Genomic DNA, 14,110 nt, shown 5'->3' with positions numbered 1-14,110 from the left:
ACACCGACACGACCCACACCAAGATCATCCCAACGCCGGCGCCAACCATGCACGAGGTCGTTAGGTGTGAATTCAGGCGGGGTGATCTGTTTGGACTTATCTTGCGGATTCGGTGGTCATGGTTCATCTGTGGTGTCGAACAGTGCTGCACGATGGCGTGTGGTACGCCACCCGGGGTGTGGCGCAGATGCGCAACCGGTCCTCGGGGACGGACACGATGGCCTCGTCGCGGTCGGCGCCAGCCTCGATCGCGCGCGCTATGTTGACGTAGTACCAGCGACGCAGCTTGTTTCCACGCGCGTCCGTGGTCTCGACCGGCTGCTCGAGGAAGAGCGCCTGGAAGAGGGAGGTGAGCCGCTGCTGGCCATCCAGGAGCAGCAGTTCGGGGACGTGCCCAGCGCCTCCTTCGGCCCCGGCGAGGGTGCGTGCTTTGAATGGCGGCTTCCCACCCCCCGTCTCGAGGGTCATCACCACGCCGAGCGGGTATTCGAGCGTGACCGTGGCGAGGAGAGCCCGGATGCGTTCGTCATCCCACTTCCACTCGCGCTGGAAGTCCGGGAGCTGAATCTTGCCCGCGGCGATCTCCTGGAGCATGGCCTGCAGCTTGGGGCCGTCGAGTGCCACTGTCGGATCGTCCCCCATCAACAGTGTGAGTTCGGGGGAAGGATTTCACCGCAGGTGATCAGTGGAAGTCAAGTTCTGGATCCGAAGAACTTGCGCAATCAAGAATTTCGGTGGGATCGGGTCGTCCACTGCCTTGCGGTGAAGGAGAGCACGGAACCGTTCGGGTTCTTGGAGTCGCGTGTGACGTCGGGTTCGAGCACCCGCGCGACCTCGACGCAGGCTTGGGCGGGGTTGCTGCGGGTTGCTCTTGGTCCAGCGGAGGGTGTTCGTCGCGGCGGTCCGCGTGGTCATCAGCGCTCCAGTTCCTTTTGCTTCTGTGTGCTGGACGCACGCACGTGCCTCGTGTTCGGTGTGGGTTGTGCGGATCGCGTCGTGGCTGACTCGGTAAGCCTCGCAACGGCTCCGAGGCGGGCACCACCCGCTGCCCGTCACTCAGGCAGGCTGTGGCGGGTGGTCAGGGTGTCGAGATGGTCAGGCGGATGTGGTCGGTGGGGTGGCGCAGTCACTCGGCCCGTCTGTGGGCGGGTACGGTCGGCAGCCGAGGCAGGTGTCCAGTGCAGCGGTTCCGGTGAGCATGTCACGATTCCTGGCCGAGAGACGGGTATGCCAGTCGCGGAGGATCGACTCAAGCGGTGTGAGGCCTCCGGCGGAGCGGACTTGGGCGGTCAGCGGGCAATCTGCTCCAGCGGATAGCCGCCGTGCCTGAGCTGGTGGAGAGTAGTGCGTGGCGCACGTCGGCGCTCGCGCGTCAGGTCAACCGGTCTGAACCGCTCACCGTCTTGACGGGTTTTCCTCGCTGTCCTGCCACTTTTGTTGTGAAGTCCCAAGCAAGGGTTCCACGATACTGTTTGACGACATGACCGTGGCTGACGAGAATCTGGCCATCGAACTCAGCATGGCCGAGCTGCGCGAGATCGCGGGTTATGCCGTGGCCTGCGCGGAGCCGGCGTTGGCAATCTTCGAACGTGCACGCCCTGATGACCGGCGCCCACGCGCGGCGATCGATGCCGCGCAGGCGTTCGCGGATGGGGCCCAGCGGACCAGGGTGATCCGTGACAATGCGTGGGCGGCACACCGGGCGTTTCAAGAGACACGCGATGTGGGGCAGGCTGCGGCCAGCGATGCGGCACGCGCAGCCGTTGCCGCAGCCGGTGCGGTGTTCCTGCACCCCCTGGCGAAAGCGACGCAGGTCGTGCACATTCTCGGATCGGCCGCCCACGCAGCTCGGGCGTTCGAGCTCGATGCTGGCGAGGACAGTCGTGTTGGTGCCGACTACATCGAGAAGGCACAAGGTCTTGCCAGCCCCGTCGTGGTGAGCGTCCTGACGCGTTACCCCAACGCCCCGAGTGGTCGCGGCCGTGCCGGGGAGCTCATGCGGGAACTGGACGCAGCGTTGCGGCGGCTGGCGACCGGCCGTTGACCGATGGCCCTGACCATGACGTCCTGTCGAGCTGGGCTCCTCGGCGTTCCGCGCCGACTGGCCGGTGACCTGGTCGTTTCCTGGCGCAGGGGGCTTATTCCAGCGGTGCTCTCTTCCGTCCCTCCGCCCGGAGTTCTCGCAGCAGCGTCTTCCGCTGGGAATCCCACAGCTCGATCAGGCAGGCCAGGCCGAGGTCGCTGAAAGATACGGTCGGGGTCGACGACGCCGGCGAACGTGGTGGCCCCGTCGTCGTCTTGGAAGAGGCCGATCTGTGCCCACGTGTACTCGATCTCGTACTCGGCTCGGGAAAACGTGCGGGCCCGCCAGCCGATCTGCGCGAAGGCGCGTGCCAGTTCCTCGGGTGTGTGGCCGTCGGTGAGGGAGCCGTAGACGTTGTTGTCCAGGTCGGACAGGGACTCGTCGAGGCGTGGCCCATCCATACCGCCGGAGGTGATCTTCATGGATGGTCTCTTCGTGGTGGGGTTGAGGTCGTCGGTGTCGAGGTCCTTCTGGTGGTCGGCGTGTCGTGCGGACGGTTCGAGCGTGCCGTACCAGCGCGTCGGGGTGTACGGGTTGGCCTTGGTGGGGTGCGGAGCGCGCTGTCCACGCTGTTTGGCCTCGCGCCGTGCGGCTGCGTAGGCCCGGAGCTCGACGTGCCAGGCGGCCCGGCTGGCTTCGAGCATGTCCACGGCGCGAAGCAACGCCGCCTCGTCGCGCTGGAACGGTCCCGCCTTCTGCTGGAGAAGGGTCAGCGTGGCTCTTGGAAGCCCAGCGGCCGGTACCGCTGCACACAGCACCGCAGCGCCGCGACCCGGTGCTGGTAGGGCAGGGCGGGGTCGCGCACCGTGCGGGCGTAGTTCCTGAAGCCTCACATTCAGACACTACCGACACGGTCGAGGAGGCGCGGCCCGGGGGAGGGTGAACCGTTCGGCCAGATCCACCAGGCAGTGCGTGCCTGGCGCAGCTCCGATCCGCGCGGAGGGAGCCGGGGCCACGGTCTCCGTCGGTGGCCGCACTGAGGGCCCTCTTTCGTCCAGGTCAGCGGCAAACCCTACGAATGGGGCGCCACCGGATTCGACTCCTGGGACTGCTCCGCACTCGTCCAAGCCGCCACCGCCACGCGGAACGCACCGGTCGAGGCAGGCTCAGGTGACGAGCTTGCGAGCGACCTTGCGAGTGGCGAGCAGCCAGCACACCACGGTGAAGATGAGTAGGACGCCGAGATGCAGCGCGTCCTTCCCCGGATCGAACCCGAACACGCTGTGTCGTACCAGTTCCACGCAGTGGTACAGGGGGTTGATCCGTGCGATCGTCTGCGTCCAGCCAGGGAGGCCATCGAGAGGGAAGAAAGTACCGGCGAACACGAACAACGGAGTAACAAGCCCTGAGATGACGTACTCGATGGTGTTCATGGACGGCACGCTCATTCCGACCCAGATGCCGAGCAGGGCGAACCCGAAGCCCATGACGAAACCGATAACCGGCACGAGCAGCATCCCCCAGCTCGGCGGCAGACCGAAAGCCATCGCGACCAGGATCGGCGCCGTGCCATAGACACCGGCCCGAAGGCCGATCCAGCTGCCCTGTGCCGTCACCAGTTCCCGCGCGTCGATGGGTGTTCCCAACAACGTGTCGTAGAGGTTCTGGTACCTGCTCCGGACGAAGGTGTCGAGCATGGCCGGGAAGATCGAGGCGAACAGCACGGCCGTGGCGACCACGCCGGTGCCGACGAAGTCGAGGTAGCGGTACCCGTGCGTGAACGCGACGAGCGAGCCGAAGCCGAACCCGAAAGCCAGGAGGTAGATGATCGGTTCGATAGTCGCTGAAAACGTGATCGAACTCCACTCACGACGGAAGAGGATCCACTCGCGGCGCCAGAGTGCGAGGACGGCGGCGATCTCGAACCGTCCCAGCCGCACCGACCGGGCGGGGCTGTCAACGCTGCTCATTCGATGGTTTCTCCGGTGCGGAGGACGAACACATCTTCGAGGGTGCTGGGGCGACGTTGTGCCGGCATGTCAATTCCGGACACCAGCCTCTGGGTGCAATCCTCCTCGGCCCGAAGCACGGCGATGGAGTTCGCGACACGTCGGGTGGGAAGGTTCGCGGCCGCGGCCGCTGCGGCGATCTCGTCGAGCCTGTGCGGCGGCCCGTAGAACTCGACCGCCTCCCCGCCGGCATGCAGCCGGCGCAGGTCGGCGGGAGAGCCCTGGTCGACGATGTCTCCGCGGACCATCAGGGCGACCGCATCGGACAGCCTTTCCGCCTCCTCGATGTAGTGCGTCGTCATGATCAGGGTGACGCCGTCGGCGCGCAGCTGCTCGATCAGTGCCCACAGCTCGTGCCGTACCTGGGGGTCCAGTCCCACGGTCGGCTCATCGAGCAGGACGAGCCGAGGTTGATGGACCAGCGCGCGAGCGACGAGCAGCCGTCGTCGCATGCCACCAGACAGTGCATGGACCAGTGTGTTCACCCGCTCGGTGAGACCGGCCAACGCCATGGCCTGGTCCACTGCCGCGGTCCGCCGGCGCCGCGGGACCCGGTACAACCGCGCGAAGACGTCCAGATTCTCCCGGACGGTCAGCTCCTCGTCGAGCGTGTCCTGCTGGGAAACGACACCGACGTGGATCCGCGCGTGCTTGCGCTCCCGTGGGATCTCGTAGCCGAGTATGTCGATGCTCCCGGCGTCGGGTGTGCTCTGCCCCAACAGCAGGCGCATGGTTGTGGTCTTACCGGCTCCGTTGGGGCCCAGAAGCCCGAAACAGGTCCCCGCAGGCACCGACAGCTCAAGCCCGTCGACCGCGATAACATCGCCGAACTGCTTCCTCAGTCCGCTGGCCCGCACCACGGGCGCGGTCTGCGGTTCGTCGGGCCCATCACCGGGCACCCGTTCCCCGGCGACCGTTGTCGATCTCATAGGGACCGCCTCCGCCCGACGCGGCCGGTGTCCTCCCCGTCGACGGTCGCTCTCTCGTAGGAGGCCACCACGCGGCGGGGCGCGGTGCGGCGCCACGCCGCCACCACGAACTCGCCGACCAGGTCCGGGTCCACGGTGGCCAGGTGCACCAGCACCCAACCGAATCTTCCGGTGTACGGGGCGACCGAGAAGGATGTGGGATCCATCGCGATCAACTCGGTCTGCTGCTCCATGGTCGTGCGCAGGGAAGCGAGCGCACCATCGGGCGAGAGCGTGAGGAAGATCTTGTCCTGCACCCGGAAGGTCTGCTCTCCCCACGTTTCCCGCTGCTGGGTCTCGGGGAGCGACAGGGCGAGGCGGGCCAGGTCACCGGCGATGTCGCGGGGCACACTCACTCCAAGGGACGCACTGGGAGAAACTGCATGGCGGGCTTGCCGCCCCGTTCCTCGCACAGATCGGTCATCGGACCCCATACCGCGCCGACGGTCGGGTCGGTGTGCGCAAGGTCGGAGGCGTCGGCGGACAGCCACTGGAAAACCTCGACGTATACCGGGCCGTCGTCCTCCGTTCCCCGGTACACCAGCGCGCGCTCATCGGTGACCAAGCCCTGCTTCCACAGTGTGGTCCAGTGCCGACGTAGCAGCCGCTCGAACTCGTCTGACTGCCCCGGCTTGACGCGGTAGGTACAGACCACGGTCACCGGGTTGCGCTCCGACATGGCTTCTCCTCTGAACGGTCCGTCATCCTATGACCGCGCTGAGGTCGTCGGCCTTCTTCGCACTGGGCCAGGTGAGTGCGGTCTCCGATGGCTCATACAGGTAATAGACGTGTCCGCACGGGTCAACGAATCGAGCAGTCTTTCCGATCTCCCGGGTGACGATTCCGTCCGAAAAATCGATACCGCGTTCGCCGAGCTGGCGAACGGTGTCCGACACGTCCCGTACCCGGAAGACCGTCGACAGCGTACGTGGCTGGCGAACCGCCGTGCTGTCCTCGCCCGGCCACAGGTGCGTTGTGAGTAGCACCGTGCCGCAGTCGTACTTCACCACGCCTTGCTCGGGGTCACGCTCGACCGCCCGCAACCCGAGCTTGTTCTCGTAGAAGTCCATACCGGAGTCGATGTCGTCGATGAAGTGGAAGAGGTACACGAGTGGCCCGAGGGGGGTGTCGGGGCCCAACGTCGGACCGTGTCCCAACCCGCCTGAACGGGCCGCCAACTCCCGGTACCTGGGTCCCGATTCCCAGCCAAGGGCATCGGTGCTGGGCTGGTAGAGACAGACCGAATGTCCGTCCGGGTCCAGGCAGGTCACGGTGGCACCGATTTCGTAGCGCTCCGTTTCGCCGAGCACCGCCCCGCGCTTACCCAGCGTGGCAGCCGCATGGTCGATGTCGTCCACGTCGAAGGTCAACAGGGAGGGATCGGGCCGCGCTCCCTGTGCGACGTCGAAATCGCGCGCCAGGTTCAGGGCGAGCATGACCCCGCCGGCGTCGTACTTCGTCGACCGTTCATCCTGCTCCACCACGGGCAGACCGAGAACCCGACCGTAGAAGTGGCGGGAGCGCTCCAAGTCGGTCACGTACACGAAGACGTACATGGCAGCGGTGGCGAGCGACACGGAACCTCCTAGGGTTGCGACGACGTCTTCCCTGTCCCCAACAGGATAGGTGTATAGAGGAAGGTGTTGGGGGAACGCAGGTATCGCGCCCATTCCTCGACGTACTCTTCGAGCCGGTCGGTGTCGCCCAGGCTTCGTACGCAGGGCAGCAGCAGGTCGGCTACGTCACGGCAGCCGTGTTCGACCAGGGCGGCGGGGCGTGTCCCGCAGATCGTCCGGCCGTCGGCGACCCGTACGTCGACTTCCGAGAGGCCGGACGCGGTAAGAAGATGGTGCAGCATGATCCCACACCGCCACTCCACCAGCTTCAGCTGCCGGTAGACGGGGACGATTGAGTCAAGGACCCGCTGTAGTCCCGCTGATGGCGGCGGGAACCGGTCGGCACCGAAGTTAGCGTCGACCTCGTAGCAGGCGACCAGCCCGCCGGGCCGCGCGAGCGCCATCATCCGCTGCACGCCCGTTCGTGCCAGGTCCCGGGGCACCAGGTACATCAGGAAGTAACGACAGACGACCAGGTCGAACCGCTGGGCGAGGGCGTGGGGAAGGTCCGGGGAGAGCAGGTCACCGTGCACGAACTCGATGTTGGTCAGCCCGGAACGGGAGGCGCACCGACTGGCCACCGTGAGGCTGGTCGTCCGCACGTCCACCCCCACCACGCGGGTCCCCGGGCCGGCGGCCATGGCCAGTGCTCGGGTGAGTGCCCCACTGCCACACCCGACCTCCAGGATCGTCCGTACCCCGGCCATCGGGAGTTGGGACACCAACTCGGTGAGGTTCTCACCGCGGGCCTGGGTCTCCAGGGCGTCGGGCTCAGCCTGACGATCGATCGTGGACATTCCGATCACGCCCCACCGATGATCTTTCGCATCGTTGTGCCCGCTCCCCAGCCGAAGCTGGTGTCCGATGGTTGGTACAGGCAGAGCTGATTTCCGTCCGGGTCGGCGAACCGGCGGGTGGACCCGATGACGCTGACGCCGATCGCGGACCGGAACGCCACCCCGCTTTCCGCCAGCTCCTCGCACGTGCCGACGATGTCGGGTGTATGGAAGACGATGAGAAAACCGCGCCGACTCACCTGACGACTGTCGTGGGCGAGGAGTTCCAAGTCGAGGTTGTCGGCATGCACCAGTGCGCGCTCGCGAGTGACCTGTACTGGCGCCAACCCGATTCGTCCACAGTAGAACTCCACCGAGCGATGCAGGTCGGCAACCATGAGCCGTAGCGAGGCGACCGGATTCACCGCACCAGTCGGTGACCGGACACCATCGGAGTGGGCGTCGGCGCCGTCGATCTCGAACAAGTGGCCATCATCGTCCACCACGGTGGAAGAAGGCTCCGGCATGACTGGGTATCCACCGTGCGAAAGACGGCCACGGAGTTCTCCCGGATCAGCCGAGGCGAGGACCGTCGTCAGGGCGTGGTAACCGGGCGGAACGGGGGGGCGTTCCCCGAGGTTGAGGGACATGATAACCCGACCAGCGTCGTACTTGACCACTCCGTGCCGCTCGTGCGGCAGCTTCGGCTCCCACTCGACCGGCACGAAGCCGAAGCACTCCTCCAGGAGCCGTCGCTTCCGCTCCAGGTCGCTCGTGTCGAGGAAGACGTAAAGGATGTGGCACGGCATCATGACAAACCCCGCATCGCGGCAACGACCCGCGCACCGACCCCGAGTGCGCCGGGAAGACCATGGCCGTCGAATCCCGCCACGACCCAACAGTGCTCGTCCTGTCGTGTGGGCACTACCACCGGTTGACCGTCGTGCGACTCGTCCATCTCGCCCGACCAACTCCGCGTCACACGGCAGTCCGGAAAGCCCTCGAAGAGTTCGGAGAACAGGGATTCCAGACCGTCACCACGGTCGGAGAAGGGATGCCGCCCGCCGAGCAGGATCTCGCCGTTCGGGAGCTGACGCCAGAACGCCGTTCCCCAGTCCAGCGCCATAACCTGCGGGAAGATCGGTGGTAGCCGACCGGTCAGCACCATGCGCCGTGGGACTGCTTTGAGTCGGGCGTCGGGTGCGAACCGCATGCTCCCGGCCTGGCACGCCACCACGACGAACGACGCACACACGTCGCCGCTCGCGGTCTCCACCCGCAGGCCCTGGTCGCGACGGACCGCCAGAACCTCGACTCCCTGGCAGATCCGGGCGCCCAGCCGCGCGGCGCCCCGGGCGAGGCCGTGGGCCAGCCGAGCCGGGTTCGCACACGCGGCCCGGGTAAGACGGCCCCCGGTGATTCTCCAGCGTGGCCGTAGCTTGAGTACCTCGGCGACCTGCTCGGTACGGAGAAAACGAACCGGTCCCCGGTCGCCACCCCGTGTCACCTCCCGCAACGTCCACTCCCGGTACTCCTCGGTGGTCAACAGGGACAGGTGATCGATCGCCCGGTACTCGGCGCTGATCCCTTCCTCGGCCACTACCCGCTCCCACAACCGCACGTCGGCCCGCTCGCTGGGCCGGGGCAGGAGGAGCCCCAGGTTGCGTCCGGTCGCCCCGGCTGCCAGCCGGTCCCGTTCCAGCAAGGCGACCCGGGCTCCGGCACGGGCGCCCCAGTAGGCGACGGAACATCCCACGATGCCGCCACCGACCACGACGAGGTCACACCGGGAAGGCGGCGTGGCGAGCCAGCCAGGGGTCGACGGCACCGTATCGAGCCAGTACGGTCGATCGGCGTTCACCGTGCCGAGTTCATCCGGTGTGTCGCCCACGCCGCCCCCATGCGGTCAATCGGTCGCCGCTTCCGCCACGCCGGCCAACTCGCCGGCCTCCGCATGCGACTCGCCGTTGCTGGCGGTAAGGCGATTCAAAAGGGGCAACAGGTCGTCCGGCATCGCGTTGAGGTGGTCGGCGTAGATTTCGTCGTCCTTGGTGACCACGATGTCGAAGGCGGTCAGCTCACCGGGGACCAGGGTCCCGACGCGTTTCCCGTTCTCTTCCAGCAGCAGCGCCACCGGGCCGGTGGTGGAATGGAAGTGGGTACCGACCGGTGGGTAGTGTGAGACTACTGCCGGTCCGAAGATCAGTGGTTCGTCTGGGTCAGTCACCACCGGGCCGAGCGCGGTCTGGATCCGCCACGAAACCCGCCACATGGCCACGCCGGGGAAGTCCTGGTCACCTTGTCCGAGGGACTTGACGACACCGTCGTTGGGCCGATTGAAGTTCTGCTCGACCCGGATCGGGCCCATCGCGGCCTGAATGATCTCCCCGCCATGCATGAGGATCTTCAGGTACATTTCGTTCCGGCCGTCACCGTCGTAGTCGGTCCGCGGGCTGCGGTGCATGAGCACGATGCCGTTCTTGACGCTCATCGGATAGTCGCTCACCATGTCGTCCACCGTGAGCAGGCACGAGCAAACCCCCTTCAGCAGCTCGACGCCACCTGTCCCGGGGAAGTTCGAATTGAAGCCCCTAACGGCCTCCGTGTACATCCGCAACGCGGTGGGTTGGGTGGCCAGCGCCTCGATCCGTTCCTGGATATCCCTGATGGCGGAGTCGGCACCGGCGGTCATCCTCGCCTGGCTGGACGCCCATTTGAACACCTCGACGACCTCGGTCGCCCCGTTGCCTGGGGCGCTGCGGAGAATCTCGACCGGGTAGTCGCCGGCGTACCCCTTCTCGCGTAACAGTGCCCATTTGGCGCGTAACCGATCGACCAGTGTGTCGACCTGGTTGACCGCAGTCTCGTAGCGCTGTACCTGGATGAGAGACTCATTCCGGTAGATGTGCTTGTACCCATGGTCAGTCGCGGCGGTCTGGGCCATGTCTCCTACCTCCTTGACCCCCATAGCATTCGAAGCAGCTAGGGATAGTGACTGGCATCGCTACATGAAAGTAGAGCTACCCCCAGCTAGCGGTCAACACCTGGGCGATGAAACAGATTGCTTTCTCAAGCACACTCTTTACGTCAACGGGAATGGCCGTGTCCATTCGGCCAGATGCGTGCCTGCGGGAACCCTATGCTCAGCGCACTGCCATTGCGCCAGACCGCCGACCCTCGACCACTACTCCATATACAGGTTCGTCCAACAGTCTTACTCCCAAACCTGGGGAGTGTAGTAGGGCCTGGTGACCGAGCACCTGACTCCGTCCGACCGCGAACCCCGGCGGGACCAGCCGGACCTCGGTCCGGTGTCGGTGTGGACCACCGCCCAACAGGTCGCCCGGACGCAGCACGCCGGGAGGTATGTGCCCGATAGTTCCACGCACCCGGCGAAGATGCTGCCCGCCATCGCCCGCCACGTCATCACCACCTTCACCCGACTCGGCGAGCTGGTCGGGGACCCGATGTGCGGGATCGGCACCACCCTGGTCGAAGCGGTCCACGCCGGCCGCGCTGCGCGGTGACTGGTGCATCGACGCCGAGAATTGGGGCTGGATCGTCGACCAACTTCCGCCATCGGAATGGGTCCACGGTCGCCAGCCCCAGCTCGGCGACCGGAAACGCCAGAGCTGTCGATCTACGTCTGGGCTCGCCTCACCGGAACCAAAGCACGTCTTCGCCCCGCACCTGCTGCGCGACCAGCAACCCGCCGACCAGCGCAACGCCTGGCAGATCAGCGATGATTCCTTCTGGGCACGCGTCCAGCAGCCCTGCACACGCCGCCACGACATCACGCTGCTCGACGCTTACACCGGCAGGCTCGCCGCACACATTGACCGCACCGGGCACGCCACCCACGAGCCCTGGACCGACACGCTCGCGAGCCTCGGTGGCTAGGGATTGTGGCAACACCTGAGTTCAGAGGGTGGGCGATGGACTTCGAGAAGCGGGCGTACCGGGGCACTGCTCACTGTCAGGCGTGGACGGGTGCGGCGATGTTGCCGTGGGAGCTGAACGCCACGGTCGGGACCTGAGCTGCTGAGGTGTCCTGGTGGGCGTTGACGGGCTGTGCCGCGGCCTGGTCACGGTTGCGGTAGGCGTTCATGATCTCGGCGGAGATGCGGCCGCGGTCGGACACGGTGTGTCCGTGGGCGCGCGCCCATTCCCGGATGGCCTGGAGTTCTTCCCGCCGTGCTGGCGGGGTGATCGTGGACGAGGGCCGGCGGCGGCCCGTCCCGTTGGCTGTGCCCCCGGCGCGCCGTGCGGCAGCAACAAACTCGGCCAGGGCCTCGCGCAGGATGCCGGCGTTGGTCTCCGAGAGGTCGATTTCGTAGGTCACGCCGTCCAGTGCGAACGTGACGGTTTCGGCGGCGGTCCCGCCGTCCAGGTCGTCAATGAGCTGGACGGTGACTTTCTGCGCCATGCGTTCTACCGTTCTGTGTCGTCTCAACAAATGGAGCCCCGTTCCCCAACGGGGCGTGTCTGAGGGGGCCGACCCCGGTCTGTCGTGAGGGGGAGGGACACGAAACCGCGGCCGGTACTCGTGACGCGCACGGGGGAGGACGCGCCACGCCGCGCAAGGTTAGCGCGCTCGCCCACCGGAGATTCGACCCGGGTCGCGGTGCTGTGATGGCGCCACACCGGTGAAATCAGCCGGGAGTTGTCGCCCCCGTGGTTACAGTCCCGGCCATGGTTCGCCCCGGCGTGGTGCTCGGCCGCGACCTTGCCGCCGTTCTCCACTTCGCGAGCGAGCATGCCAACCGCCGCGACTGCACCCGGTTGCAGGAACTATCGCGGATGGTGTTGTCCGGAGACGGCACGGCGCTGATTGCGTTCCTCCATGCGGCACGGAAGTGCCTTGCTGCCCACGACCCGCCACCGGCGCTGTGGAACTATCACGACGAAGCCTTGGCCGCCGTCGTCGACCTGGTGGCCGAGGGCGCCTCGCTTCAGCCACTCGACGCCCGTATCCACGTGGCGCTTGTGGTGACCTTCCACGCCACACGTGCCGCTCAGCACGAACACCGCCGGGTGTCCCGAGATGGTGTGTAGGCGTCCTGACCTCGCTGCCGGGGCATGAATCGGGTGTGCAATAGGCGTGAGTGAGATGAATTCGGGAAAACCTTGGTGATCGGCACGCAGGTATGGCACGTGTTGTTGCGGTCTGGTCGCGAACGACAATCCTTACATGCCGTGTATATGTCGGAGTATCCCGAGTGGTCCAAGTAGGCGAATCCAAGCGGTGGTACCGGCCAGGGTGGCAGCCCTGCATCCACGGCTGACAAGAGGGGGTCAGCCGCCAATGAGAGGGAGGATCAGAATTGAGAGCAGGACGCTTACGCATGCTGACTGCCGCCGTGGCTGTTGCCGCCTTGACTTCGCTGGCAATGGCGACGTCGGCTCAGGCGAGCGAGCCAGGTCCTGCCCCCACCGGGGGTTGCACATGAGATCGAGGGGGCTCCGGCAGAAGTCGTCACACCCGGCACGACCGTGGTGTACTGGGGATTGACTGACTCCGGAGAGTATTTCGAGACTGTTCCGCTGGATGCCAGCAACCCGGCGAACCGGGGAGTGGAAAACCCACACGAGCGGTTTGCACTCAACCCCAACGCCGAGGGCTTTGTGATCAGGCCGGGGCATGATGTCACCCGCCCGGAACGCCTCACCACCGCGGCGACCGTGAAGGCACTTCCGGCTCTCTACTGTGAGCGTTACGTCAGTGGAACCACGCTGAGTGGTAATCACTTGCAGGCCGACGTGGACCAGCGCTGCAAGGGAGCATTTGTCAACCACTGGATTGATCACCAGCTCCAGCATGACTCGTGGATTGATTGGCGGGACTACACGACGCTTGCTACCTCGTCGAGTACGTCAAGCTACCGCTATGTGTGGCGCTACGCTGCTCAATGCGGATTCGGTGGGGACCCGCACGGCTGGTACAACTACCGCATGAACACCCGCGGGTGGGCGCGCCACGTCGATGAAAATATTGTCGGTGGCAACTGGGTACACGGCGGAACCGGACGGTTCGCTTGCGGCACCGGGGTGAGCTGACAACGCCAGAACAGCGGAGGGGACGGCCCTAGGGCCGTCCCCTCCCGCCTCGCTATTGCGGGGTGGGTTCTTCCCAACTCGTCGCAAACGGAGGACACCCCTTCCGCCCGCCGGCCAAACAGCGCCCCTGCTCGTGATACCAGCCCGCTCGATGGCCACGGCGATACGCCCATGGGGTCAACACCTGTGTCCGAAGAGCAAAACGAACACGCACAGGCGTCGCCACACACCAGCAATACCCCTCACGAGGACCCGGCCGCCCCGCCTTGATCGTTACCACGCTGGCCTCCCCGTCCTGCTGTACTCAAGACAGCATGACGCATCGCCACCGGCGGCGGGGCGCCCCTCGTGAGATGCGGCGGATCGTGCTCGACGCGGCCGAGAAGATACACCGCCTTGGGGAGCATGAGAACCAAGCGACTGAGACCCATTAGCCGGGCACCTCACCCCCGCTGCGTCGATGCCTCGATCCGTGCGGCCCCTCGCCACCAACGCAGCCAACTGCTAACCCAGGTGGGCCACCCCCGCTGCGGCTGCGTCGACCGGATCCATCTCGTCTCGCTCGCGCGCCTCATCGAGTTCTCGACGCGCCTTGGGCGGGTGTGTCAAGTTAACGGTGGATCGCGTTGATGTGGTTACTTCCTTGCTGCGGACAGTCGTC

Annotated in this window: 17 protein-coding genes and 1 pseudogene; 4 read left to right on the top strand and 14 right to left on the bottom strand. The window is 66.1% G+C overall.

The features are described from left to right. Positions 1-123: 123 nt before the first annotated feature. On the bottom strand, positions 124-642 hold the full coding sequence (locus tag IEY55_RS30635; RefSeq protein ID WP_189062077.1) for a DUF262 domain-containing protein: 519 nt from the start codon (positions 640-642) through the stop codon (positions 124-126). A gap of 80 nt (positions 643-722) precedes the next feature. Next, positions 723-860, bottom strand: a pseudogene (locus IEY55_RS30630) (DUF397 domain-containing protein); the annotation flags it as partial. A 620-nt stretch (positions 861-1,480) separates the two neighbouring features. Here IEY55_RS30630 and IEY55_RS30625 point away from each other — a divergent pair. After that, positions 1,481-2,044: a putative immunity protein gene (locus tag IEY55_RS30625; protein ID WP_189062076.1), complete on the top strand. Its 564-nt coding sequence runs from the start codon at positions 1,481-1,483 to the stop codon at positions 2,042-2,044. Here IEY55_RS30625 and IEY55_RS30620 read toward each other — a convergent pair. From IEY55_RS30620 to IEY55_RS30570, 10 genes are all read right to left on the bottom strand, one after another. Beyond that, positions 1,954-2,916, bottom strand: a complete 963-nt coding sequence (locus IEY55_RS30620; protein ID WP_189062075.1) for a hypothetical protein — start codon at positions 2,914-2,916, stop codon at positions 1,954-1,956. The genes IEY55_RS30625 and IEY55_RS30620 overlap by 91 nt on opposite strands. Before the next feature lie 273 nt (positions 2,917-3,189). Next, the gene (locus IEY55_RS30610) at positions 3,190-3,993 is read right to left on the bottom strand and encodes an ABC transporter permease (RefSeq protein ID WP_189062074.1); all 804 of its coding nucleotides are present in this window, start codon (positions 3,991-3,993) and stop codon (positions 3,190-3,192) included. Beyond that, the gene (locus IEY55_RS30605) at positions 3,990-4,961 is read right to left on the bottom strand and encodes an ABC transporter ATP-binding protein (RefSeq protein WP_189062073.1); all 972 of its coding nucleotides are present in this window, start codon (positions 4,959-4,961) and stop codon (positions 3,990-3,992) included. Before IEY55_RS30605 ends, IEY55_RS30610 begins: the two co-directional genes overlap by 4 nt. Next, positions 4,958-5,350 (bottom strand): MmcQ/YjbR family DNA-binding protein, encoded by a 393-nt coding sequence (locus IEY55_RS30600; RefSeq protein WP_229686913.1) that lies wholly within the window; start codon positions 5,348-5,350, stop codon positions 4,958-4,960. The genes IEY55_RS30605 and IEY55_RS30600 overlap by 4 nt, the downstream gene beginning before the upstream one ends. A gap of 2 nt (positions 5,351-5,352) precedes the next feature. Beyond that, positions 5,353-5,679 (bottom strand): antibiotic biosynthesis monooxygenase family protein, encoded by a 327-nt coding sequence (locus IEY55_RS30595; RefSeq protein ID WP_189062071.1) that lies wholly within the window; start codon positions 5,677-5,679, stop codon positions 5,353-5,355. Positions 5,680-5,701: 22 nt separating this feature from the next. After that, the gene (locus IEY55_RS30590; RefSeq protein ID WP_189062070.1) at positions 5,702-6,577 is read right to left on the bottom strand and encodes a VOC family protein; all 876 of its coding nucleotides are present in this window, start codon (positions 6,575-6,577) and stop codon (positions 5,702-5,704) included. Between the two features lie 8 nt (positions 6,578-6,585). After that, on the bottom strand, positions 6,586-7,413 hold the full coding sequence (locus IEY55_RS30585; RefSeq protein ID WP_189062069.1) for a class I SAM-dependent methyltransferase: 828 nt from the start codon (positions 7,411-7,413) through the stop codon (positions 6,586-6,588). Positions 7,414-7,418: 5 nt separating this feature from the next. Then, complete coding sequence (locus IEY55_RS30580) at positions 7,419-8,201, bottom strand: VOC family protein (protein WP_189062068.1); 783 nt, start codon at positions 8,199-8,201, stop codon at positions 7,419-7,421. Then, a complete protein-coding gene (locus IEY55_RS30575) occupies positions 8,201-9,283 on the bottom strand; it encodes an NAD(P)/FAD-dependent oxidoreductase (RefSeq protein WP_189062067.1) in 1,083 nt (360 codons plus the stop codon). Before IEY55_RS30575 ends, IEY55_RS30580 begins: the two co-directional genes overlap by 1 nt. 15 nt (positions 9,284-9,298) lie before the next feature. After that, positions 9,299-10,336 carry a hypothetical protein gene (locus IEY55_RS30570; RefSeq protein ID WP_189062066.1) on the bottom strand — a complete coding sequence of 346 codons (1,038 nt, stop codon included), beginning with the start codon at positions 10,334-10,336 and terminating at the stop codon, positions 9,299-9,301. Positions 10,337-10,640: 304 nt separating this feature from the next. Between IEY55_RS30570 and IEY55_RS30565 the strand changes: the two genes are divergently transcribed. Beyond that, positions 10,641-10,919 carry a DNA methyltransferase gene (locus tag IEY55_RS30565; RefSeq protein WP_373290088.1) on the top strand — a complete coding sequence of 93 codons (279 nt, stop codon included), beginning with the start codon at positions 10,641-10,643 and terminating at the stop codon, positions 10,917-10,919. A 130-nt stretch (positions 10,920-11,049) separates the two neighbouring features. Here IEY55_RS30565 and IEY55_RS32710 read toward each other — a convergent pair whose 3' ends face one another. Both IEY55_RS32710 and IEY55_RS30560 read right to left on the bottom strand, forming a co-directional pair. Further along, the gene (locus IEY55_RS32710; RefSeq protein WP_268239376.1) at positions 11,050-11,181 is read right to left on the bottom strand and encodes a hypothetical protein; all 132 of its coding nucleotides are present in this window, start codon (positions 11,179-11,181) and stop codon (positions 11,050-11,052) included. Between the two features lie 187 nt (positions 11,182-11,368). Next, positions 11,369-11,818, bottom strand: coding sequence for a histone-like nucleoid-structuring protein Lsr2 (locus tag IEY55_RS30560; protein WP_189062065.1), 450 nt, complete (start codon positions 11,816-11,818; stop codon positions 11,369-11,371). A 266-nt stretch (positions 11,819-12,084) separates the two neighbouring features. Here IEY55_RS30560 and IEY55_RS30555 point away from each other — a divergent pair, with 266 nt between their 5' ends. Both IEY55_RS30555 and IEY55_RS30550 read left to right on the top strand, forming a co-directional pair. Next, the gene (locus IEY55_RS30555; protein ID WP_189062064.1) at positions 12,085-12,447 is read left to right on the top strand and encodes a hypothetical protein; all 363 of its coding nucleotides are present in this window, start codon (positions 12,085-12,087) and stop codon (positions 12,445-12,447) included. 438 nt (positions 12,448-12,885) lie between these two features. Further along, positions 12,886-13,449 carry a hypothetical protein gene (locus IEY55_RS30550; protein WP_229686912.1) on the top strand — a complete coding sequence of 188 codons (564 nt, stop codon included), beginning with the start codon at positions 12,886-12,888 and terminating at the stop codon, positions 13,447-13,449. The last annotated feature ends 661 nt before the right edge of the window (positions 13,450-14,110 follow it).

This window comes from Longimycelium tulufanense (genome assembly GCF_014645795.1).
GTDB classification, from domain to species: domain Bacteria; phylum Actinomycetota; class Actinomycetes; order Mycobacteriales; family Pseudonocardiaceae; genus Longimycelium; species Longimycelium tulufanense.
Note: the sequence above shows the minus strand (reverse complement) of the source record. Positions and strands in the feature narration are given on the sequence as shown.

Coding starts and splice junctions, on each gene's coding strand:
- IEY55_RS30635 (WP_189062077.1), bottom strand. CDS start 642: ATGGGGGACGATCCGACAGTGGCACTCGACGGCCCCAAGCTGCAGGCC.
- IEY55_RS30625 (WP_189062076.1), top strand. CDS start 1,481: ATGACCGTGGCTGACGAGAATCTGGCCATCGAACTCAGCATGGCCGAG.
- IEY55_RS30610 (WP_189062074.1), bottom strand. CDS start 3,993: ATGAGCAGCGTTGACAGCCCCGCCCGGTCGGTGCGGCTGGGACGGTTC.
- IEY55_RS30605 (WP_189062073.1), bottom strand. CDS start 4,961: ATGAGATCGACAACGGTCGCCGGGGAACGGGTGCCCGGTGATGGGCCC.
- IEY55_RS30595 (WP_189062071.1), bottom strand. CDS start 5,679: ATGTCGGAGCGCAACCCGGTGACCGTGGTCTGTACCTACCGCGTCAAG.
- IEY55_RS30585 (WP_189062069.1), bottom strand. CDS start 7,413: ATGTCCACGATCGATCGTCAGGCTGAGCCCGACGCCCTGGAGACCCAG.
- IEY55_RS30580 (WP_189062068.1), bottom strand. CDS start 8,201: ATGCCGTGCCACATCCTTTACGTCTTCCTCGACACGAGCGACCTGGAG.
- IEY55_RS30570 (WP_189062066.1), bottom strand. CDS start 10,336: ATGGCCCAGACCGCCGCGACTGACCATGGGTACAAGCACATCTACCGG.
- IEY55_RS30560 (WP_189062065.1), bottom strand. CDS start 11,818: ATGGCGCAGAAAGTCACCGTCCAGCTCATTGACGACCTGGACGGCGGG.
- IEY55_RS30555 (WP_189062064.1), top strand. CDS start 12,085: ATGGTTCGCCCCGGCGTGGTGCTCGGCCGCGACCTTGCCGCCGTTCTC.